Consider the following 19,655-nt stretch of genomic DNA (forward strand, 5'->3'; position numbering starts at 1 on the left):
CGTGGCGTTGTCCTACCTGGCGCTGGGCGATTCGTACACCATCGGTGAAGCGGTTGCAGTCGAAGGCCGTTGGCCGCACCAGCTGGCCGCTGCGCTGCGTGCGCAGGGCATCGACTTGTCCAACCCGCAGACCATTGCGACCACCGGCTGGACGACCGACGAGCTCGACGCGGGTATCGACGCGACCGCACCGCAGGGTCCGTTCGATTTCGTCAGCCTGCTGATCGGCGTCAACAACCAGTATCGCGGGCGTCCGCTGGACGAGTACCGCAACCAGTTCCAGGCCTTGCTGCAGCGGGCGATCGGCTTCGCCGGCGGTGATACCGGCCGCGTGCTGGTGCTGTCCTTCCCCGATTGGGGTGCCACCCCGTTCGGTGCCGGCAGTGGCCGCGACCTGGCCGCGATCGAGATCGAAACCGACGAGTTCAATGCCGCCGCCGAAGTGATCAGCACCCGGCACGGCGTGGCCTTCGTCGACATCACCGACATCAGCCGCGCACAGGGCGACCAACCGACGATGATCGCCGAAGACGGGCTGCACCCCTCGGCGAGGATGTACTCGCTGTGGAGCGCGCGCGCGCTGCCGGTTGCCGCGCATCTGCTTGGCGGCACGGACTGAGGCGATGGACGGCACGCCACGGAACGGCCCGCCCCTGCCCTGTACTCCCCTGACGGCCCCGCAGGCCCGCTTGATCGCCGAAGCGTTCCGCCCGGCGCAGGCCTGGGGCAACCGCCGCGACTACTACTACACCCGCAGCAAGCTCGGCAGCGATCCGCTGTACGACGGCGTGCTGCAGCATCTGCCTGACGACGGGCAGCCGGTGCTGGACCTGGGCTGCGGGCTGGGCCTGTTCGCCCATGTACTGCGCCAGCGTGGCGGTACCCAGCCCTACCTGGGCGTGGACGTGGATGCCGGCAAGATCGCCCGCGCGCAACGTGCCGCCGCCGGGCTGCATGACGTGCACTTCGACTGCGTGGACGTGCAGGCGCCACTGCCGGCGCAGGCCGGGCACGTCCTGCTGCTGGACGTGCTGCAGTACCTGGACGCGGGCCCGCAACAGGCGCTGCTGCGCGCCGCCAGCGAGCAGGTGGCACCCGGCGGCCGCCTGCTGCTGCGCACACCGCTTGCCACCGGCGATGGCCGCGACCGCACCACGCGGATGGCGGACCGGCTGGCCTGGCTGGTCGGCTGGATGGGCACGCGCCCGCGCCACTACCCTGATCCACGGGTACTGCAGGCGACGCTTGCCGAAGCGGGATTGCAGGTGACCGCCCCCCGGCCGCTGCATGGGCGTACGCCCTTCAACAGCTGGCTGCTGGTGGCCGAACGCTCCTGACGTGCCTCCCAGCCGGGCATCGGCTCGAGCGCTACAGGATGATCGCCAGCCCCTGTAGAGCCGAGCCCACGCTCGGCTGCTCCACGCGGCCAGAACCCGGTGCTACGAGTCAGGCAGCTGCACCTTCAAGCCGCGCTCTTCCAGCGCCTGCAGCACGCGCTCGATGATCACCAGATTGTGGCCGTGGGCGGCGCCCTCGTGCAGCAGCACGATGGCCCCTGGGCGCAGGTCCGGCAGCAACCGCGCCAGCACGCTGTCCGGGGTGCAGCCGACGCCGTCGTAACCGCGCGCGCTCCAGCCCACGCGCGTCAGGCCCAGCGCCTTCAGCACCGGCGCCACGAACGGGTTGGTCATGCCCACCACCGAGCGATACCAGCGCACCGGATGCCCGCTCAGCGCCTGCAGCGCATGCTGGCAGCCTTCGATCTCGGCACGCATCGCCGCTGGGCCGAGGCGCCAAAAGCGGGCCTGCGGGTGGCTGAGACTGTGATTGCCCAGATCGTGGCCACGGCGCAGGATCTCGGCCACCAGTTCCGGCTGCGCCAGCGCACGGTCCCCCACCAGGAAGAAGGTCGCACGCGCCTGGTGGCGGTCCAGCAGGTCGAGCACGGCACGGGTTTCCGGGCCGGGGCCGTCATCGATCGTCAGCCAGACACTGTTGCCAGCGTCCGGCACCCGGCTGAGTACCGGTGCGTAGAAACGGCTGTTGGGCAGGAACACCGGCACCATGAACAGCGCATGGCTGGCCACCATCAGCGGCAGCCCCCAGTGCCACCCAGCCTGTACCCAGACCAGAATCACGGCCAGCTGCGACGCCACCAGCCAGGGCAGCCAGCGCCAGGGGCGGGCCGGGATGCGATGCAATGTTCCTGCGTTGCTCATCCCCCATGATGCCATGGGGGTTAGAATTGATGATTCGAATTCCCGGAACCCCGACGTCCATGTCCCTCGATCCCGCCCTGCGTTCGCGCATCGAATCCATCCTCAACGCCAACCGCGTCGTGCTGTTCATGAAGGGCCAGCCGTCGATGCCGCAGTGTGGTTTCTCGGCCAAGGCCGTGGGCGCGCTGCAGGACCTCGGTGTCGAGTTCGCCCACGTCAACGTGCTGGCCGACCAGGAAATCCGTGAAGGCATCAAGGCCTACGGCGACTGGCCGACCATCCCGCAGCTGTACATCGACGGCGAACTGGTCGGCGGCAGCGACATCGTGCTGCAGATGGCCGCCAGCGGCGAGCTGAGCAGCGTGCTGGGCCTGGCCGCACCGGACCGCACCCCGCCGAGCATCACCGTCACCCCGGCCGCCGTGGAAATGCTCAAGGGCGCGCTGGCCGACGCTCCGGGCGCTGCCCTGCAGCTGAGCATCGACGCCGGCTTCCAGCCGAACTTCCAGCTGGCCCCGCATGACGAAGGCGCGATCGCTGCCGAGTCCAACGGCCTGCGCGTGCAGTTCGACCTGTCCAGCGCCCGTCGCGCCAACGGCATCACCATCGACTGGGTGGACGACATCCGCGGCAAGGGCCTGGCGATCGACAACCCGAACGCACCGAAGCCGGTACAGGAAATCAGCGTGCGTGATGCCGACGACCTGGTGCGTGCCGGCAACATCACCCTGGTGGACGTGCGCCCGGCCGACGAGCGTGAGATCGCCGCCGTGGGCGTGCCGTTCAGGAGCTTCGACGGCAACGGCCGTGCCGAGCTGGAAGCCCTGCCGAAGGACACCGCACTGGCCTTCCTGTGCCACCACGGTGGCCGCAGCGCGCAGGCCGCCGAGCAGTTCCGTGCACTGGGCTTCACCAAGGTGTTCAACGTCACCGGCGGCATCAATGCCTGGTCCGAAGACGTGGACAACGGCGTGCCGAAGTACTGATCGGCCCCGGCATGGGGTCGACTTGGGGTCGGATCCCTTTCCGCAGGAAAGGGCTCTGACCCCAGCACAGAAAACGCCGGCATTCGCCGGCGTTTTCTGCATCCACGCATGGCGTGGACCTACCCGGCAAACCCGCCTTCGGCCAGGTAATCCAGCTCTTCCGCCGTGGGCAAGCGACCGAGCACGGCATTGCGATGCGGGAAACGACCGAAGCGGCGGATGATGTCGCGGTGCAATTCGGCGTACTGCAGGTATTCCTTGTCACCCAGCACGTCGAACATCGCCACCGAACGGTCCTGGTCCAGCGGATCCTCGGAGTGCTCGAACGGCAGGTAGATGAAGGCGCGCAGCTTCGGGACCAGCTGCAGGTCCAGACCTTCCTCGATGGCGCGCATGGCGTAGTGCCGGGCCAGGCCATCGGTGGCGTAGGAATGGGCGGTTCCACGGAAGCAGTTGCGCGGGAACTGGTCCAACAGCAGCATCAGCGCCAGCGCCCCTTCGGCGCTGCCCAGCCAATGCTCGCGCGCGCGCGCGGCCGCGGCGAAATGCTCATCCAGAAACAACTGGCGGAACTGCGCGTCGAACGCATCGTCGCGGGCGAACCACTTCGCAGGGCCCGCTTCTTTCCAGAATTCCACCACTTGCGCGGCAACGTCCATCACCTACTCCCCAGGGCCGGCGCGCCGCGCCAGGCCATCATCATCATTCGTCGAAGCGCAGGTGGCGGACCGACTTGCCGTTGCGCCGGATAAGCTTAAGCGCCTCGATACCGATCTGGATATGGTTTTCCACGAACTGGGAGCTGACCTTGGCATCGGACGCCTCGGTCTTGACCCCGTCGGGGATCATCGGCTGGTCCGAGACCAGCAGCAGCGCGCCGCTGGGGATGTGGTTGGCGAAGCCGGCGGCGAACACCGTGGCCGTTTCCATGTCGATGGCCATGCAGCGCATCGCCCGCAGCCGCTCCTTGAAGGCCTCGTCGTGCTCCCAGACCCGGCGATTGGTGGTGTAGACGGTACCCGTCCAGTAGTCGTGGCCGAGGTCGCGGATCATGGTCGAGACCGCACGCTGCAGCGCGAATGCCGGCAACGCCGGTACTTCCGGCGGCAGGTAATCGCCCGAGGTGCCCTCGCCACGGATCGCGGCGATCGGCAGCACCAGGTCACCCAGCTGGTTCTTGCGCTTGAGGCCACCGCACTTGCCCAGGAACAGCACCGCCTTGGGCATCACTGCCGACAGCAGGTCCATGATGATCGCGGCATTGGGGCTGCCCATGCCGAAGTTGATCATGGTGATGCCGTCGATCGTGGCGCTGGCCATCGGCCGGTCCAGGCCGATGACGGGCGCACCGGTCAGCTCGGAAAAGGTGTGCAGGTAGCCGCCGAAGTTGGTCAGCAGGATGTGCTGGCCGAACTGGTCGAGGGGGACGCCGGTATAGCGCGGCAGCCAGTTGTCGACGATTTCCTGCTTGCTCTTCATGGTCGGGGACCGGTACGGCGGGGGACCGGCTATTTTCGGCCAGCCGGGCGGTGCCGTCGAGCCGCCATCGACCAGCCTGTGAAGAAGGTCACTTGGCAGCGCGCCGCGGCCCGGCTAGCGTCGGCGGCTGGATCACGCCGCGAAGGAAACTGCATGGCATCGACGTTGTTGCGCGCCGGGGTGGCCCTGGCACTGCTTTCATTGAGTACGGCTCCGGCGGTGGGCGCCTCGCGCTTCGTCGCCGATCCCTACCCCAGCACCTACCAGGCCCATCCTGATGCGCCGGTGCTGATCCAGAACGCCACGGTGCTGACCGGTACCGGCCAGCGCCTGGACAACGCCGATGTGCTGCTGCGTGACGGCCGCATCGTCGCCGTTGGCCGCCAGCTGCAGGCCGATGCGGGCGTCACCCGCATCGATGCACAGGGCAAGTGGGTCACTCCGGGCCTGATCGACGTGCACTCGCACCTGGGTGTCTACCCCAGCCCGGGCGTTGGCGCGCACAGCGACGGCAACGAAGTCACCGCACCGGTCACCGCCAATGTCTGGGCCGAGCACTCGGTGTGGCCGCAGGACCCGGGCTTCGCCACGGCGCTGGCCGGCGGCGTGACCAGCATGCAGGTGCTGCCCGGCTCGGCCAACCTGGTCGGCGGCCGCGGCGTGACCCTGAAGAACGTACCGGCCATCACCTACCAGGCGATGAAGTTCCCCGGCGCACCGTGGGGCCTGAAGATGGCCTGCGGCGAGAACCCCAAGCGGGTCTACGGCGAAGGCAAGGGCGTGGCCCCGGCCACGCGCATGGGCAACGTGGCCGGCTACCGTGCTGCCTTCATCGATGCCGCCGACTACATCGCCAAGACCAAGCCCAAGCCGGCCAAGCGCAAGGGTTGGTTCGGCAGCGACAAGGGCGACAGCGCCGGTGATGCCGGCGGCAAGCGCGATCTCAAGCTGGACACGCTGGCCGGCGCCATCGAAGGCGACATCCGCGTGCACATCCACTGCTACCGCGCCGACGAAATGGCCACCATGCTCGACCTGGCCAAGGAATTCGGCTTCAAGGTGGCCGCCTTCCACCACGGCGTGGAGGCCTACAAGCTGGCCGACCGGCTGGCCGCCGACGGCGTCTGCGGTGCGTTGTGGGCCGACTGGTGGGGCTTCAAGATGGAAGCCTTCGACGGCATCCAGGAGAACATCGCGCTGGTCGACCGCCCGAAGAACAGCTGCGCCATCGTCCATTCCGATTCACCCGAGGGCATCCAGCGCCTGAACCAGGAAGCGGCCAAGGTGATGGCCTCAGCGCGACGTGCACGCATGCCGGAGATCACGCCCGAACATGCCATTGCCTGGATGACCGCCAACGCCGCCAAGGCGCTGGGCATCGAAGGCCAGACCGGCACCCTGGAGGCCGGAAAGATGGCCGACGTGGTGGTGTGGAACGGCAACCCCTTCAGTTCCTACGCGCTGGCCGAACAGGTCTTCATTGATGGCCGCCGGCTGTACGACCGAAGCGCGCCGGCAAGCATGCCGCGTTCCGATTTCCAGCTTGGCCAGGAGGTGCGCTGATGGGCGCGTTGAACAAGCGTCGCCGGGCATGGCCCGGCGCTACCGTGGTGGCATTGCTGTTGCTGGCAACCACGGCATCGGCGCAGGACCTGCTGGTGCGCAACGCGACGGTGCACACCGCCAGCGCACGCGGCAGCCTGCAGAACGCCGATGTGCTGGTGCAGGGCGGCGTCATCCGCGCAGTCGGCACCGGCCTGTCCGCACCGGCCGGAGCGACCGTGGTCGAAGCCAATGGGCGGCCGCTGACCCCGGCCCTGTTCGGGGGCATCACCGAGACCGGCATCGAAGAGGTCTCGGGTGAATCGAGCACGGTGGACAGTTCGCTGAAGCTCGGCGAGCAGCCGTTGCGCCCGGAATTCGACGTCACCCTGGCCTACAACCCGGCCTCGGTGCTGATCCCGGTGACGCGGCTGGAGGGCTTCGGCTTCACCGCACTCGGGGCCGCCACCGGTGGCGGCTTCGTGGCCGGCCAGGGCGGCGTGATGCGGCTGGATGGCAGCGTCGACCCGATCGGCCCGCGCGCACTGTTCCTGCGCCTGGGCTCGGCGGCATCGGAGCTGACCGGGCATTCGCGCGCCGCGCAATGGATGCTGCTGCAGCAGATGGTGGACGAAGCACGCGGCCAGGTCGCTGCGGATTCGCCGCACGCGCTGCTGACCCCGGCCGGGCGCCGCACGCTCAGCCGCTACCTGGCCGGCCAGGGCCGCATCGTGGTGGAGGTCGATCGTGCCTCGGACATCCGCCAGCTGCTGCGCTGGGCCGCGCGCGAGAAGGTGAAGATCGCGATCGCCGGTGCCGGCGAAGCCTGGCAGGTCGCGCCGGAGCTGGCCGCCGCACAGGTGCCGGTGTTCGTTGACGTGCTGGCCAACCTGCCGGCCAGCTTCGACCAGATCGGCGCCACCCTGGAAAACGCCGCACGCCTGCAGCGCGCCGGCGTGCCGGTGTCGTTCGTGCAGCGCGGCGACGCCACCCACAACGCGCGCAAGATGCGCCAGCTGGCTGGCAATGCAGTGGCCAACGGCCTGCCCTGGGCCGACGGCCTGGCCGGGCTGACCCGGGTGCCGGCACAGGCGTTCGGCGTGGCCGACCAGATCGGCAGCATCGAGCCGGGCAAGCGCGCCGACCTGGTGCTGTGGGAAGGCGACCCGCTGGACGTGGCGCACTATGCCGAACAGGTCTGGCTGGGCGGCCGTGCGATGCCGATGCGCTCGCGCCAGACCGAACTGCGCGACCGCTACCTGCAGCGCAACGCGCAGCCCTGACCGCACACGAGGACATACGGATGGCAACGCTGCGCTGGTACTTCGATTTCGTCTCGCCCTACTCCTACCTGCACTGGCAGAAGCTGAAACAGCTGCCGCAGTTCGCGCAGATCCAGACCGTGCCGATCGCCTTCGGCGCGGTGCTGCATCACCTCGGCAACCTGGGCCCGGCGGAAATCCCCGCCAAGCGCCGCTTCGCCTACCGCCACCTGCTATGGACCGCGCAGGCCGAGGGCACCCCGATGCGCTTCCCGCCCGGCCATCCGTTCAATCCGTTGTCAGCACTGCGCCTATGCCTGGCTGCCGGGGCCAGCGCTCAGGCGGTGGACGTGCTGTTCGACTGGATCTGGCGCGAGGGCCACGCCGGTGACAGCGCCGAGGCCCTGCGCGAACCGGGTGCGCAGCTGGGTATCGAGGATGTCGCGACCGCCATTGCCGATCCGGCGGTGAAGGAGCAACTGCGGCGCAACACGGAGGCCGCAATCGGCGCGGGCGTGTTCGGGGTCCCGACCCTGGCCATCGACCAGGAACTGTTCTGGGGCAACGACGCCCACCCGCTGATGGCCGCCGTGCTGGCCGATCCCGCCCTGCTGCAGCAGCCCGAATGGCAGCGCCTGGACAGCCTGCCGGTGGCGGTACAACGCAATCGCTGAACAGGGGTGACGCCTTTCCCTCGGGCGCGGGCTCTGGTTTTGAGATAGATTTCACGTTTCCGAATCTACAACCGCCCTGGAGGGGGAGCCGCGGATGCGCATCGGAATCGTCGTCGACTCGGCCTGCGACCTGCCGCAGGACTTCATTGCCGAGCACAACATCGTGCTGCTGCCGATCACCGTCCGCATCGGCGAAGCCGTGCTGGCCGATCACCGCGATGAGCAGGCCACGCTGAGCTTCCTGCACGCGCACGTGGCCGAACACGGCGCCGAGGCGGAAACCATTCCCTTCAGTGTCAACCAGATCCGCGACCTGTTCCTGCAGCAGCTGGTGATCGATTACGACCACGTGTTCTGCATGACCATCACCAAGACCCGCAGCCCGATCCATGACAACGCGCTGCAGGCCAGCTTCGCCATCCTCAACGACTACAAGCCGGTGCGCCAGGCGGCAGGCTACAACTCACCGTTCGCGCTGCGCGTGCTCGATACCCAGAACCTGTTCGCTGCCCAGGCGGTGACCGCGGTGGAAGCGGTGCGCCTGCGCGAGAGCAACGCCAGCGTGCAGCAGATCCGCGAACGGCTGGAGGAACTGGCTGGCAACGTGCACGGCTACATGGTGACCCGTGACCTGTATTACATGCGTGCGCGTGCACGGCACAAGGGCGACCGCAGTGTCGGCCTGCTCAGCGCGGCGCTGGGCAGCGCACTGGACATCAAGCCGGTGCTGCACGGCTATCGCGGCGAAACCGGGCCGGTCGCCAAGATCAAGGGCTTCGACAACGCGGTGCAGAAGCTGTTCGCGGTGGTCGGCCAGCGCGTGCGTGCCGGGCTGATGACACCAACGGTGTGCGTCAGTTACGGCGGTGAGCTGGACGAGCTGCGTACCCTGCCCGGCTACGCCCAGTTGAAGGAGGTCTGCGCCACCCATGGCGTGGCCGTGTACGAATCGGTGATGAGCCTGACCGGCATGGTCAATGTCGGCAAGGGCGCGGTCACCGTGGGCTTTGCCGATGGGCCACATCGGTTTGAATGAAGGCCAACCGTGGCTGGAATCTGCACATCGATTCCACCACGACTGTGCCAGCCTTGCCGCACTTCAAGGAGAACTCCATGCCTGCGCAGTACCACATCAGCTTGCCCGATCCCTCCAAGGCCCGCGGCAACGACCCTGACCTGTCCTTCCATTCGCAGGGCGCCGCCGGCTTCGCCGAGGAACTGCAGGACGCGCTGCGCAGCGGCGCGCTGTTCGAGCGCTGGAAGGCCAAGCAACCCGACCCGGATGCGGTGGAACCGCAATGGGGCGTGACCGATCCGGATGCCACCGTAACCGGCGAACAGAAGGATCTGCGCATCAACCTGGTGGCGACCACCCGCATCGACAGCGACGTGTTCAAGCAGCGCCTGCGCCTGCTGGCCGGCAGCCACTGGGAACTGCGCGACGTGCGTTGAGGCACCCGCCCGCCGGGCATGGCCCGGCGCTACCTGCCCCGCCTTGGTAGATGCCAACCTTGGTTGGCGCTTCTGCAAAAACTGCCAACCAAGGTTGGCAACTACCGACGAACCGCCGGGCATGGCCCGGCGTTTCCATTTCCCTACCAGCCACCGCCCAGCGCGCGGTACAGCTCCACCCGCGCGATTGCCGCCGTTGCCTGGCTGTTGGCCAGTGCAGCCTGGTTGTCCAGTGCGATGCGCTGGGTGGTCAGCACGTCCAGCATGTCGACCACGCCGGCCTGGTACTGCCGGCGCGCCGCACCGAGCGCGGTCTCGCTTTCGTCTACCGCCACGTGCAGCTGCACGGTGCGCTGCTGTTCGGCGGCGTAGCCATCGATGGCGTCGTCCACTTCATGCCAGGCCTGCAGCACCGTGCGCTGGAACTGCAGCGACGACTGTTGCTGCTGCAGCTTGCTCAACGCGAGGTTGGCCTTGAGCCTGCCGCCCTGGAAGATCGGCAGGCTGATCGACGGCCCGATGCTGAAACGGTGTGCGTTCCAGCCATCCAGATCATCCAGCTGCTTGGCCTGGAAGCCAGCGTCGCCATTCAAGGTGATACGCGGCAGGAAACTGGCCTTGGCCACGCCGATGCCGGCCGTTGCGGCATGCAACGCCGCTTCGGCGCGACGGATGTCAGGGCGACGCTCGGCCAGTTCGCTGGGCAGCCCCACCGCCACGGCCGGCAGTGCGGGCCAGTCACGGCATGCATTCTGCAGCTGCGCATCCAGTGCCTGCGGAGGCTGCGCCAGCAGGAACGCCAGTGCATTGCGCAGCTGCGATTCACGATGCCGCAGCGGCGCGATGCGTGCCTGCAGCGATGCCACCTGCGCGGACGCGCTGGACACCTGCAGCGTGCTGGCCACGCCCTGGCGTTGGCGTGCTTCGGTCAGGCGCTTGATGTCGTGGGCGATGCCGAGGTTGTCCTCGGTGATCGCCAGCAGCTGCCGCGTCGCGCGCAGCTGCAGATAATCACGCGCGGTTTCCGCCAGCAGCGCGATGCGCACTGCGTGTGCATCCTCCTCGGCCATCTGCACGCGTGCATCGGCGGCTTCCACCTGGCGGCGCACCCGTCCCCACAGATCCAGTTCCCAGCTCAGGCCGATGCCGGCCTGGAACAGCCCATAGTCATCACGACCGCCGTTGCCGGACGGATCGTTCAAGCCCACCTCGCTGTTGCGTGCGCGTGCGCCGCTGGCGGTTGCGCTGACGCTGGGCAGACGGTCGGCGGCGCTGATGCCACGCGCGGCGCGGCTCTGCTGCACGCGGTTGGCCGCCAGCTGCAGGTCCAGGTTGGCCTCCAGCACTTGGCTGGCCAGCTGTCCGAGCAGTGGGTCGTCGAAGCCGGCCCACCAGGCGGCGTCCTGATCGATCGCGTTGCCCGCGACGGCCTCGCCCTGCCAGTGACTGGGCAGTTCCGCCTGAGGACGTACGAAGTCCGGACCCATCGTGCAGGCAGCCAGGGCCGTGCACAGGCTGGCCGCAACGAAGGTGCTGCGGAACAAGGCAACTGCGCTCATGCGCCCTCCCCGGCCGCATGGCCCGGACTGTGCTTCACGCTCTGCGCGCGCGCGCGGCTGCCCAGCTCGACACTGGCTTCCACCGACATGCCGGCACGCAGCTGGTCCAGCAGCGGCTGGCCCGGCTCCAGCACGATCTTCACCGGAATACGCTGCACCACCTTGGTGAAGTTGCCGGTGGCATTCTCCGGTGCGACAGCGGCGAAGGTGACGCCGGTGGCCGGCGCGATGCTGTCGATGTGCCCGCGCAGCGGCTTGCCCGGGAACACGTCCACCTTCAGTTCGACCTGCTGGCCGGCCTGCATGCGGGTCATCTGTGTTTCCTGGAAGTTGGCGACCACGAAGGCACGCTTCAGCGGCACCACCGCGGCCACCGGTGTACCCGGGGTCAGGTAGGCACCTACGCGCACTGCACGACGACCGACCATGCCGTCGATCGGTGCACGCAGCACGGTGTGCGACAGATCCAGTTCTGCGCGGGCCTGCGCCGCTTCCGCGCGTTGCACCGCGGCCTGCGCAGCCTGCACACCGGCGGTCAGGATGTCGGTGCGCTGGCGCGCGGTCGACAGCGCCGCCTGGCCCTGCTGCAGGTGGGCACTGGCCACGGCCTGCTTCGACTGCGCCTGCTGCGCGTTCTGCACGGTTCCGGCGCCGTCACGGGCCAGTTCGCGGTAGCGCTGCTGGTCGGCACTGGCCAGGGTCAGTTCGGAACGGCTGACATCCACACTGGCCCTGGCCTGCGCGATCAGCGAATCCTGCTGGGCCAGTGCGGCCTGTGCGTTGGCGAGCTGTGCGCGGGCATTGGCAAGGTCGGCACGGGCCGCCTGCAGGGCGACCTGGTAGTCACGGTCGTCGATGCGGGCAAGCACGTCGCCGGCCTTCACCGACTGGTTGTCCTCCACCTCCACGGCACTGACGAAGCCGGGAATTTTCGGAGCCACCAGGGTGTAGTCGGCCACCACGTACGCATTGTTGGTGCTCTGGTGGCCAGAGTCGCGCAGCAGCAGCCAGGCGCCGATGGCCAGGGCCAGTACGCCCAGGCCCAGGCCGGTGTTGAGAGTGGTTCGATTGATCGTCATGAGGGGTTCCTGCGAAAGGTTCAGGCCACGGCACGTGGCGGGTGGATGCGGGTGGGCATCCAGGCAATGAGGGGAATGAAGGCCAGCGCCACCAGCGCGACCACCCAGTACAGGTCGGCCGAGGTCAGCGCCTGCACCTGTGCATGCAGGCGCGCGCCGAGCTGCGGGCCATCGGCCAGCCACGGTTGCTCGCCCAGGCGGTCGACCAGCACGGTGGAATGGAAATGACGGCGGCCCTGGGCGACGGCATCCAGTACGCCGCTGGCAAGCACCGCAGCGAAACCCTTGACCGTGTTGAACCACGCCGAGGCGAACGGGCCGTCCTGCGGCGCAAGGCCGCCGGTGGCCAGCATCAGCAGCGGCAGCACTGCCATGGGTTGTGCGAACACCTGCAGCAGCTGCACCCACAGGAAGTTGTCACGGATCCAGGCCACGTCCAGGTGCGAGCCCAGCCAGCAGGCCAGGGCCAGCATCGCCAGGCCGGTGGCCTGCACCCAGCGGCAATCCACCGCGCGGATGTTCAACAGGGCCGCCACCAGCGGCAGCGCGATCACCTGCGGCAGTGCCACCCACAGCAGCATCGGTGCCGTCTGCAGCGGCCGGTAGCCCTGCACGCTGGCCAGGAAGCCGGACGGGATCGAGATCACCGCCAGCAGCACGAACAGCACGCCGCCCAGCGTCACCAGCGAGTAGCTGAGATTGCGGTTGGCCAGCAGCTGCAGCTTGAAGAACGGCAAGGGGTGGAACCATTCATTGATCATGAACAGCACCATCAGGCCGGCACCGCCTCCGATCATCAGCGTGATCATCGGCGAGTCGAACCAGTTCAGGCGCGGGCCCTGCACCAGGCCCAGCACCAGCAGCACCAGCGCTGGCAGGCCGAGCAGCAGGCCGACCGTATCGAACTGGGCGAAGCGTTCGAGCCGCAGCGGGTCCTGCGGCAGGCCCCAGCCGACCATCGCCATTGCAGCCAGGCAGTACGGCACGATCTGCCAGAACGCCCAGTGCCAGCCCACCTGCTCGACCCAGAATGCAGCCAGCGGCGTGCCCATGCTCGGGCCGAACGTTGCCGTCAGCGCATAGCCGGCCAGGCCGTACAGCTTGATGCCCGGCGGCAGGAAGCGCAGGGCCACGCTCATCAGCAGCGGCGGCAGCGCACCACCGCACAGGCCCTGCAATGCACGCAGCAGCAGGAAGACCTGCAGGTTCGGGGCCAGCGGGCACAGCACGCCCAACACCATGAAGCCACCGATCATCGCCAGCGCAAAGCGGCGCAACGAGAAGGTGGCGGCACACCATGGCGCGAAGGCCATCGCGCTGACCGACATCGCGCTGTAGAGGGCGACGATCCAGCTGCCGTCATCGACGCTGAAACCCATCGCGCCACGGATGTCGGCCAATGCGACCTTGGTGATGTTCTCGTTGAAGCCCGACACCAGCACCGCCAGCAGCACGCCACACAGGCCGACCAGAATGCGGCGATCGAGCCCGGGGGCGGCGGCAGGACGGGGCGCTGCGGCGGCCGGGACAGCGGCGGCCGGCGTACTCATCGCCGGGCACCGATCCGTGCAGTGCACGGCATGTTGGGGGTCATTGGAATGCGCTCAGTGAAACTCCGGGGAGCGCAGTCTAGGGAGCCGGTACCCTGTAAAAAATGGCGTCGCCGGCATCCCAGGCGTGCGCCGGGCGCACGCATGCAGATGTCAGCGCGAGGCCTCCCCTGCGCTTTCGCACATGGTCTTGATCGAGCGCCGCAGCCACTGGTGCGCGGCGTCGTTGTCCAGGCGCGGATGCCAGGCCTGCACGATGGCCGCGGTCCGCACCGGAATCGGCAGCGGGAACAGGCGCAACGGCAGGCGCATGTTGACGATCCGCTCCAGCATCACGCTTGGCATCTGCGGCAGGATCAGGTCCGATTCGGCCGCCGCGAAGATCGCACCGTGGAAGGTCGGGCTGATCAGCGCCACGCGACGCTGCAGGCCGAGCGTGGCCAGGTCATCATCGATCGGCCCACGTGGCAGGCCACGGCGCGACACCGCGATGTGGTCGCACGCGGCAAAGCGCTCGGCACTGATCTCCTCGTCGAACAGTGGATGGTCTTCGCGCGCTGCGCCCATGAACGAGGTACTGAACAGGTTCTGCACCTTGGTATCGGGCGCATGCTTGCCGGCCGTGCTGATGTACAGGTCGATCCGGCCCTGTGCCATCGCATCGTCGTCGGTATCGCCCTCGGGCACGAAGCGCAGCACCGCCCGCGGCGCCTGCTGGCGGAACAGTTCACGCAGGCGTCCGCCGAATCCGCCGATGAAGACATCATTGGCGCGGACATTGAAGGTGCGCTCCAGGGTGCGCAGGTCGATCTCGCGACCGGCATTGAAGACGCGGTGGGCCTGCTCGATCACGTCGCGGACCTGCTCACGCAGCTGCAGGGCGCGCGGCGTGGGCGCCAGCCCGCGGCCGGCACGCACCAGCACCGGGTCGCCCAGGGCGGCGCGGATCCGGCCCAGGGTACGGCTCATCGCCGGCGCGCTCAGGTTCATCCGCCGCGCGGCGGCGGCCACGCTGCATTCGTCGATCAGCACGTCCAGTGCCAGCAACAGGTTCAGGTCCGGCAGGGGCATGACAGTCTCCAGTAAATCAGATGACTCTACGGCACTCCTGGCCTCAATGGATTGCGTCTGACGCATTCATTGACTGCCGCGCACGGCATGGGTGCGCACGGTGACATCGGCGACCATCCCCGGCCTGCAAAGGAGACATCCATGTTCAATACCCTGCTGGTCGCCCTGGACGGTGGCCCCCAGCACGCGCGCGTGCTGGACCTTGCCGCGGCCATTGCCGGGCCCCGCAGCCGCCTGCACCTGCTGTGCGTGCTCGACCCCGAATTCGCGCTGGCCGCCGATGCCAGCGAAGCCGACCGCATCGAGTATCCGGAAGCCGCCCGCCAGCGCTCCCGCGCCGAGGCGGTGCTGACCGAAGCCCTGGCCGAACTGCGCGAGCGCGGCGTCGATGCCATCGCGCAGATCCCCTCAGGCGACCCCGGCGAAGTCATCAGCGACCAGGCCAGGCGCCTGAAGTGCGACCTGATCGTGATCGGCCACCGCCACCTGTCCCGGCTGGAACGCCTGTTCGAACCCTCGATCGGGCAATGGACCATCGATCACGCCCCCTGCCCCGTGCTGGTGGAAACCCGCGACCCACAACCCTAGCTGCCATGGCCTCCCGTTCCCCCTTGTTTCCCACGCGGGTCAGCTACCGTGCCTTCGGCCGCCAGTTCGGTCGTGGCGAGCAGGCGCTGCTGGCGGCGATACGCCAGCTGCGTGACCCCGATCTCATGGCCGATGGACTCGCACAGCTGAGCGGCCTCGGTCTTGATCCTGAAGGCTGCGACGCGTTCATCAACCTGCTGCCACTGCTGGCCGCGCCCGCGGCGCCGATCGACCTGCTGCCCGCCGGCTCTCCCTTCATTGCCGCCAGCGAACTGGACCTGCTGGTCTGCCTGCTGCGCATCGCCCAGTGGCGGCATGCACGGCCCCGCGAAGACGACACGCTGGCACCGCTGCGGCAGCAGCTGGCACGCTGCGCTGTCGCCGTGCAGGCAGCGAAGCTGCCGTTGCGGCTGCGATCATTGTCGCCTGTCGGGCTGAGGCTGCTCGATCCCACCGGCTGGCTGCGGCAACGATGACCGTTCGGCACCACAGGCGCGCGATGCTGCATCAGGGCTGATCACGCGTCGCCCTCAGCAGTCCATCGTGCCATGTGCACTGCCTTCGTCGTCGAGCACATGCGCATGCAGGATCACCTGGTTGCGGCCGGCACGCTTGGCCGCATACAGGCCCGCGTCGGCGTCTGCCAGCAGCTGGTCGGCGCTGGCCAGGGCCGGCGGATGCAGGTAGCCCACACCGACGCTGATGCTGACCGAACCTTCGGGCAACGGCAGCGCTTCCACTGCCTCGCGCAGGCGTTCGGCCAGCGCCAGTACGCCCGACAGCGGGCTTCCCGGCACGATCACTGCGAATTCCTCGCCGCCATAGCGCGCAACGCTGTCGCCGGCACGGCCGGCACTGACCTTCAGGATCGCCGCTACGGCCTGCAGGCAGCGGTCCCCGGCAGGATGACCGTGCCGGTCGTTGAAGGCCTTGAAATGATCGATATCCAGCAGCAACAGGCCCAGTTCGGTGCCACTGCGCCGTGCGCGGTTCCACTCGGCCAGCAGCAGCGCGTCGAACTCGCGCCGGTTGGCCACGCCGGTCAGGCCATCCTGGCGCGCCAACTGATCCAGCGAGGCCTGCCGTTCCATCAGGTCCACCTGCAGCAGGATGCTGCGCAGGCCGAACCCCAGCGTCGCCACCACGAACCCGCTCACGGCCAGGGGCCGGGCGTGGTCGACCACCAGCGTGCCTACCACCAGCAGCAGCAGCGGCAGGATCATCGGACCCGCCGCCTGCACCGTGCGCGCCATCCGCGGATGCGGCGCCAGGACCCGCGCCGGTGCCTGGCTGAGCGCGAGCAGCGCCAGCAGCAGGAACGGCAGATCGATCAGCAGGTCGTTGTAGGCACCGAACGACTGCTCCTCGGTGTAGTGGTTGATGTAGTACGCCACCAGCAGGTAGACGACGGCGTACATCGCCAGCGCACGGAAGAAGTTGCGCCGCTCCGGAACGTCGCCGACCAGCCAGCGCACCACAGCGAACGCCGCAATGCACAGGTTCTGGATGTCGAACATGCGCTGCATGTTGGCCATCGCGTGGTCATCAACATCGATGCGGGCGGCAAACGATTGCGCGTGCACGAAGAACAGCACACCCAGCAGCGCGGCCATGGCCGCGTCGATCAGGCTGATGCTGAGCCGTTCGCGGCGTGCACGGGCCAGGATGAACACCAGCGGCACGCCGTAAAGCACATACAGGAACAGACTGACCTGCGGCGTGACATCGGCACGGCCGGCGCCCAGCGCATCGACCATGTTGAAGGCCATGCCTCCGCCCCACAGCAGCAGGGCCAGCGCGGTGGCACGCCAACCCAGCGCGGCGCCATCGCGGCGGGCCCGCCACAGGCAGGCGGCGGCGGCCAGCAGCGGAGCGCCGGTCAGGAACACGAAGGAACCCGCACCGACGGGCCCTGGCCACATGGCCAGGACCAGGCCGTGGCACAGCACATACAGCAGCGCCAGCACTACCGGCATGCATCCCCCGATCGGCAAGGCCGTATGGGCGCACGATAGCCCGGGGCGGCGCCACGATGGTGTGATCCATCACCGGAAAAGCGGCGCGCAACCGTAGAGCCGAGCCCATGCTCGGCTGCCATCCGGTCGGAGGCCCAACAAGGTAGAGCCGAGCGTGGGCTCGGCTCTACAGGGGGTCAGCACTTCAGCGCGCGGGCGTGGTGGGCGATGTGCTCCCCAATGAAGCTGGCAATGAAGTAGTAACTGTGGTCGTAGCCGGGCTGCAGGCGCAGGGTCAGCGGATGGCCGGCCGCGTCGCAGGCCGCCTGCAGGCGCTGCGGCTGCAGTTGGGTCTGGAGGAACTCATCCGCCTCGCCCTGGTCGACCAACAGCGGCAACCGCTCTTCGACGCTGGCCAGCAGCGCGCACGTGTCCCACTGTGCCCAGTCGGCCGGGTTGTCCCCCAGATACGCGTGGAACGCTTTCTGCCCCCACGGTACATGGCTGGGCGCGACGATCGGCGAGAACGCGGACACGCTGCGGTAGCGCCCGGGGTTGCGCAGCGCGATCACCAGTGCACCGTGGCCGCCCATCGAATGGCCACTGATGCTGCGCGCTGCGGTGGCCGGGAAGTTCGCTTCGATCAGTTCGGGCAGCTCCCGCGCAACATAGTCATGCATGCGGTAGTGCTTTGCCCACGGCGTGCGGGTGGCATTGAGATAGAACCCTGCCCCCTTGCCCAGATCGTAGCCCTCGGCGTCAGCCACATCCTCGCCGCGAGGACTGGTATCGGGCGCTACCAGGATCACCCCATGCTCGGCCGCATAGCGCTGTGCGCCGGCCTTGGTGATGAAATTCTGCTCGGTGCAGGTCAGGCCGCTCAGCCAGTACAGCACCGGCAGCTTCCGAGTGGCCGCCTGCGGCGGCAGGTACACGGCGAACTGCATGTCGCAGCCCAGCGTCGCCGAGTGATGGCGGTAGACGTCCTGCCAGCCGCCGGAACAGGCGCGGTGTTCGATGCGTTCCATGGGTTCCTCCCGAGGGGCGGCAGGCCTCAAGCCTGCCACCCGGCGTGGCTCAGTAGTGGACCACCGAACGGATCGACTTGCCTTCATGCATCAGGTCGAAGGCGTCGTTGATCTTGTCCAGGTCCATGGTGTGGGTGACGAACGGGGCCAGTTCGATATCGCCCTTCATCGCATCCTCGACCATGCCCGGCAACTGGCTGCGGCCCTTCACGCCACCGAAGGCGGTGCCCATCCACTTGCGGCCGGTCACCAGCTGGAACGGGCGGGTGGAGATCTCCTGCCCGGCACCGGCCACGCCGATCACCACGCTCTGGCCCCAGCCACGGTGCGCGCATTCCAGCGCCGCGCGCATCACGTTGACGTTGCCGATGCACTCGAAGCTGTGGTCCACGCCCCAGGTGGTCATTTCAACGATGACCTGCTGGATCGGCTTGTCGAAGTCCTTCGGGTTGATGCAGTCGGTGGCACCGAACTCGCGCGCCAGCTCGAACTTGGACGGGTTGGTGTCCACCGCGATGATGCGGCCGGCCTTGGCCTGGCGCGCGCCCTGGATCACCGCCAGGCCGATGCCGCCGAGGCCGAATACCGCCACGCTGTCGCCTTCCTGCACCTTGGCGGTGTTGTGCACCGCGCCGATGCCGGTGGTGACACCGCAGCCCAGCAGGCACACGTGTTCCGGGTTGGCGTCCGGGTTGATCTTCGCCAGCGATACTTCAGCCACCACGGTGTACTCGCTGAAGGTCGAGCAGCCCATGTAGTGGTACAGCGGCTCACCGTTGTAGCTGAAGCGGCTGGTGCCATCGGGCATCACGCCCTTGCCCTGGGTCGCGCGCACCGACACGCAGAGGTTGGTCTTGCCGCTCTTGCAGAACAGGCACTCGCCGCACTCGGCGGTGTACAACGGAATCACGTGGTCGCCCGGCTTGACGCTGGTCACGCCCTCGCCCACGTCCACCACGATGCCGGCGCCTTCATGGCCCAATACCACCGGGAACAGGCCTTCCGGGTCATCGCCGGACAGGGTGAACGCATCGGTGTGGCAGACACCGGTGTGGGTGATCTTCACCAGCACTTCGCCCTTCTTCGGCGGGGCGACGTCGATCTCGACGATCTGCAGCGGCTGGCCGGGACCAAAGGCGACGGCGGCACGGGACTTCATGGTGGTTTCTCCAAAGACAGGCAATGACAGGATGGGCGGCGCCATGTTGCGC

The 19,655-nt window shown here is 68.1% G+C and carries 20 protein-coding genes; 10 read left to right on the forward strand and 10 right to left on the reverse strand.

Going from position 1 to position 19,655, the window contains the following annotated elements; all coding sequences use genetic code 11:
* The first annotated feature begins 1 nt into the window (after position 1).
* A complete protein-coding gene (locus tag ACZK0Z_RS18925; protein ID WP_197633257.1) occupies positions 2–619 on the forward strand; it encodes a GDSL-type esterase/lipase family protein in 618 nt (205 codons plus the stop codon).
* A gap of 4 nt (positions 620–623) precedes the next feature.
* The gene (locus tag ACZK0Z_RS18930; protein ID WP_197633256.1) at positions 624–1,337 is read left to right on the forward strand and encodes a methyltransferase domain-containing protein; all 714 of its coding nucleotides are present in this window, start codon (positions 624–626) and stop codon (positions 1,335–1,337) included.
* Between the two features lie 102 nt (positions 1,338–1,439).
* On the opposite strand, the gene ACZK0Z_RS18935 is transcribed toward ACZK0Z_RS18930, so the two are convergent.
* Positions 1,440–2,219, reverse strand: a complete 780-nt coding sequence (locus tag ACZK0Z_RS18935; protein ID WP_049426661.1) for a polysaccharide deacetylase family protein — start codon at positions 2,217–2,219, stop codon at positions 1,440–1,442.
* A gap of 59 nt (positions 2,220–2,278) precedes the next feature.
* Between ACZK0Z_RS18935 and grxD the strand changes: the two genes are divergently transcribed.
* The gene (gene grxD / locus ACZK0Z_RS18940; RefSeq protein WP_197633255.1) at positions 2,279–3,205 is read left to right on the forward strand and encodes a Grx4 family monothiol glutaredoxin; all 927 of its coding nucleotides are present in this window, start codon (positions 2,279–2,281) and stop codon (positions 3,203–3,205) included.
* 119 nt (positions 3,206–3,324) lie between these two features.
* Here grxD and ACZK0Z_RS18945 read toward each other — a convergent pair whose 3' ends face one another.
* Together ACZK0Z_RS18945 and ACZK0Z_RS18950 are read right to left on the reverse strand one after the other, a co-directional pair.
* Positions 3,325–3,864: a DUF924 family protein gene (locus ACZK0Z_RS18945; RefSeq protein WP_049428215.1), complete on the reverse strand. Its 540-nt coding sequence runs from the start codon at positions 3,862–3,864 to the stop codon at positions 3,325–3,327.
* A gap of 43 nt (positions 3,865–3,907) precedes the next feature.
* Positions 3,908–4,684 (reverse strand): AMP nucleosidase, encoded by a 777-nt coding sequence (locus tag ACZK0Z_RS18950; protein ID WP_005414446.1) that lies wholly within the window; start codon positions 4,682–4,684, stop codon positions 3,908–3,910.
* 153 nt (positions 4,685–4,837) lie between these two features.
* On the opposite strand from ACZK0Z_RS18950, the gene ACZK0Z_RS18955 reads away from it, so the two are divergent.
* The 5 genes from ACZK0Z_RS18955 (at position 4,838) to ACZK0Z_RS18975 (ending at position 9,614) form a co-directional block, all read left to right on the forward strand.
* The gene (locus ACZK0Z_RS18955; protein WP_106550730.1) at positions 4,838–6,247 is read left to right on the forward strand and encodes an amidohydrolase; all 1,410 of its coding nucleotides are present in this window, start codon (positions 4,838–4,840) and stop codon (positions 6,245–6,247) included.
* Positions 6,247–7,509, forward strand: coding sequence for an amidohydrolase family protein (locus ACZK0Z_RS18960; protein ID WP_111112418.1), 1,263 nt, complete (start codon positions 6,247–6,249; stop codon positions 7,507–7,509). The genes ACZK0Z_RS18955 and ACZK0Z_RS18960 overlap by 1 nt, the downstream gene beginning before the upstream one ends.
* A 20-nt stretch (positions 7,510–7,529) precedes the next feature.
* Positions 7,530–8,162 (forward strand): 2-hydroxychromene-2-carboxylate isomerase, encoded by a 633-nt coding sequence (locus ACZK0Z_RS18965; RefSeq protein WP_106550732.1) that lies wholly within the window; start codon positions 7,530–7,532, stop codon positions 8,160–8,162.
* 94 nt (positions 8,163–8,256) lie between these two features.
* Positions 8,257–9,198 (forward strand): DegV family protein, encoded by a 942-nt coding sequence (locus ACZK0Z_RS18970; RefSeq protein ID WP_049428227.1) that lies wholly within the window; start codon positions 8,257–8,259, stop codon positions 9,196–9,198.
* Between the two features lie 77 nt (positions 9,199–9,275).
* Positions 9,276–9,614 carry a hypothetical protein gene (locus tag ACZK0Z_RS18975; protein WP_109814503.1) on the forward strand — a complete coding sequence of 113 codons (339 nt, stop codon included), beginning with the start codon at positions 9,276–9,278 and terminating at the stop codon, positions 9,612–9,614.
* Between the two features lie 143 nt (positions 9,615–9,757).
* Here ACZK0Z_RS18975 and ACZK0Z_RS18980 read toward each other — a convergent pair whose 3' ends face one another.
* From ACZK0Z_RS18980 to ACZK0Z_RS18995, 4 genes are all read right to left on the reverse strand, one after another.
* Entirely contained in the window at positions 9,758–11,173 is a 1,416-nt protein-coding gene (locus ACZK0Z_RS18980; protein ID WP_100446719.1) for an efflux transporter outer membrane subunit, read from the reverse strand.
* A complete protein-coding gene (locus ACZK0Z_RS18985; RefSeq protein WP_197633254.1) occupies positions 11,170–12,252 on the reverse strand; it encodes an HlyD family secretion protein in 1,083 nt (360 codons plus the stop codon). Before ACZK0Z_RS18985 ends, ACZK0Z_RS18980 begins: the two co-directional genes overlap by 4 nt.
* 20 nt (positions 12,253–12,272) lie before the next feature.
* Entirely contained in the window at positions 12,273–13,802 is a 1,530-nt protein-coding gene (locus ACZK0Z_RS18990) for an MFS transporter (protein ID WP_197633253.1), read from the reverse strand.
* 153 nt (positions 13,803–13,955) lie between these two features.
* Entirely contained in the window at positions 13,956–14,873 is a 918-nt protein-coding gene (locus ACZK0Z_RS18995) for a LysR substrate-binding domain-containing protein (protein ID WP_197633252.1), read from the reverse strand.
* 141 nt (positions 14,874–15,014) lie between these two features.
* Between ACZK0Z_RS18995 and ACZK0Z_RS19000 the strand changes: the two genes are divergently transcribed.
* Positions 15,015–15,461: a universal stress protein gene (locus ACZK0Z_RS19000; RefSeq protein WP_197633251.1), complete on the forward strand. Its 447-nt coding sequence runs from the start codon at positions 15,015–15,017 to the stop codon at positions 15,459–15,461.
* 5 nt (positions 15,462–15,466) lie between these two features.
* Positions 15,467–15,937, forward strand: coding sequence for a hypothetical protein (locus tag ACZK0Z_RS19005; protein WP_478449245.1), 471 nt, complete (start codon positions 15,467–15,469; stop codon positions 15,935–15,937).
* 54 nt (positions 15,938–15,991) lie between these two features.
* On the opposite strand, the gene ACZK0Z_RS19010 is transcribed toward ACZK0Z_RS19005, so the two are convergent.
* The 3 genes from ACZK0Z_RS19010 to ACZK0Z_RS19020 form a co-directional block, all read right to left on the reverse strand.
* Positions 15,992–17,437 (reverse strand): diguanylate cyclase, encoded by a 1,446-nt coding sequence (locus tag ACZK0Z_RS19010; RefSeq protein ID WP_197633250.1) that lies wholly within the window; start codon positions 17,435–17,437, stop codon positions 15,992–15,994.
* A 176-nt stretch (positions 17,438–17,613) separates the two neighbouring features.
* On the reverse strand, positions 17,614–18,444 hold the full coding sequence (gene fghA, locus ACZK0Z_RS19015) for an S-formylglutathione hydrolase (RefSeq protein ID WP_197633249.1): 831 nt from the start codon (positions 18,442–18,444) through the stop codon (positions 17,614–17,616).
* Positions 18,445–18,493: 49 nt separating this feature from the next.
* The gene (locus tag ACZK0Z_RS19020) at positions 18,494–19,603 is read right to left on the reverse strand and encodes an S-(hydroxymethyl)glutathione dehydrogenase/class III alcohol dehydrogenase (RefSeq protein WP_197633248.1); all 1,110 of its coding nucleotides are present in this window, start codon (positions 19,601–19,603) and stop codon (positions 18,494–18,496) included.
* Positions 19,604–19,655 lie beyond the last annotated feature (52 nt).

It is taken from the genome of Stenotrophomonas sp. 116085_Sma, from assembly GCF_056479585.1.

What these genes read in the sequence shown, in the direction of transcription:
- ACZK0Z_RS18930 (WP_197633256.1), top strand. Translation starts at nt 624, where the DNA reads ATGGACGGCACGCCACGGAACGGCCCGCCCCTGCCCTGTACTCCCCTG.
- ACZK0Z_RS18960 (WP_111112418.1), top strand. Translation starts at nt 6,247, where the DNA reads ATGGGCGCGTTGAACAAGCGTCGCCGGGCATGGCCCGGCGCTACCGTG.
- ACZK0Z_RS18980 (WP_100446719.1), bottom strand. Translation starts at nt 11,173, where the DNA reads ATGAGCGCAGTTGCCTTGTTCCGCAGCACCTTCGTTGCGGCCAGCCTG.
- ACZK0Z_RS18975 (WP_109814503.1), top strand. Translation starts at nt 9,276, where the DNA reads ATGCCTGCGCAGTACCACATCAGCTTGCCCGATCCCTCCAAGGCCCGC.
- ACZK0Z_RS19010 (WP_197633250.1), bottom strand. Translation starts at nt 17,437, where the DNA reads ATGCCGGTAGTGCTGGCGCTGCTGTATGTGCTGTGCCACGGCCTGGTC.
- ACZK0Z_RS18950 (WP_005414446.1), bottom strand. Translation starts at nt 4,684, where the DNA reads ATGAAGAGCAAGCAGGAAATCGTCGACAACTGGCTGCCGCGCTATACC.
- ACZK0Z_RS19020 (WP_197633248.1), bottom strand. Translation starts at nt 19,603, where the DNA reads ATGAAGTCCCGTGCCGCCGTCGCCTTTGGTCCCGGCCAGCCGCTGCAG.
- ACZK0Z_RS18965 (WP_106550732.1), top strand. Translation starts at nt 7,530, where the DNA reads ATGGCAACGCTGCGCTGGTACTTCGATTTCGTCTCGCCCTACTCCTAC.
- ACZK0Z_RS18985 (WP_197633254.1), bottom strand. Translation starts at nt 12,252, where the DNA reads ATGACGATCAATCGAACCACTCTCAACACCGGCCTGGGCCTGGGCGTA.
- ACZK0Z_RS18990 (WP_197633253.1), bottom strand. Translation starts at nt 13,802, where the DNA reads ATGAGTACGCCGGCCGCCGCTGTCCCGGCCGCCGCAGCGCCCCGTCCT.
- ACZK0Z_RS19000 (WP_197633251.1), top strand. Translation starts at nt 15,015, where the DNA reads ATGTTCAATACCCTGCTGGTCGCCCTGGACGGTGGCCCCCAGCACGCG.
- ACZK0Z_RS19005 (WP_478449245.1), top strand. Translation starts at nt 15,467, where the DNA reads ATGGCCTCCCGTTCCCCCTTGTTTCCCACGCGGGTCAGCTACCGTGCC.
- grxD (WP_197633255.1), top strand. Translation starts at nt 2,279, where the DNA reads ATGTCCCTCGATCCCGCCCTGCGTTCGCGCATCGAATCCATCCTCAAC.
- ACZK0Z_RS18995 (WP_197633252.1), bottom strand. Translation starts at nt 14,873, where the DNA reads ATGCCCCTGCCGGACCTGAACCTGTTGCTGGCACTGGACGTGCTGATC.
- ACZK0Z_RS18970 (WP_049428227.1), top strand. Translation starts at nt 8,257, where the DNA reads ATGCGCATCGGAATCGTCGTCGACTCGGCCTGCGACCTGCCGCAGGAC.
- ACZK0Z_RS18955 (WP_106550730.1), top strand. Translation starts at nt 4,838, where the DNA reads ATGGCATCGACGTTGTTGCGCGCCGGGGTGGCCCTGGCACTGCTTTCA.
- fghA (WP_197633249.1), bottom strand. Translation starts at nt 18,444, where the DNA reads ATGGAACGCATCGAACACCGCGCCTGTTCCGGCGGCTGGCAGGACGTC.
- ACZK0Z_RS18945 (WP_049428215.1), bottom strand. Translation starts at nt 3,864, where the DNA reads ATGGACGTTGCCGCGCAAGTGGTGGAATTCTGGAAAGAAGCGGGCCCT.
- ACZK0Z_RS18935 (WP_049426661.1), bottom strand. Translation starts at nt 2,219, where the DNA reads ATGAGCAACGCAGGAACATTGCATCGCATCCCGGCCCGCCCCTGGCGC.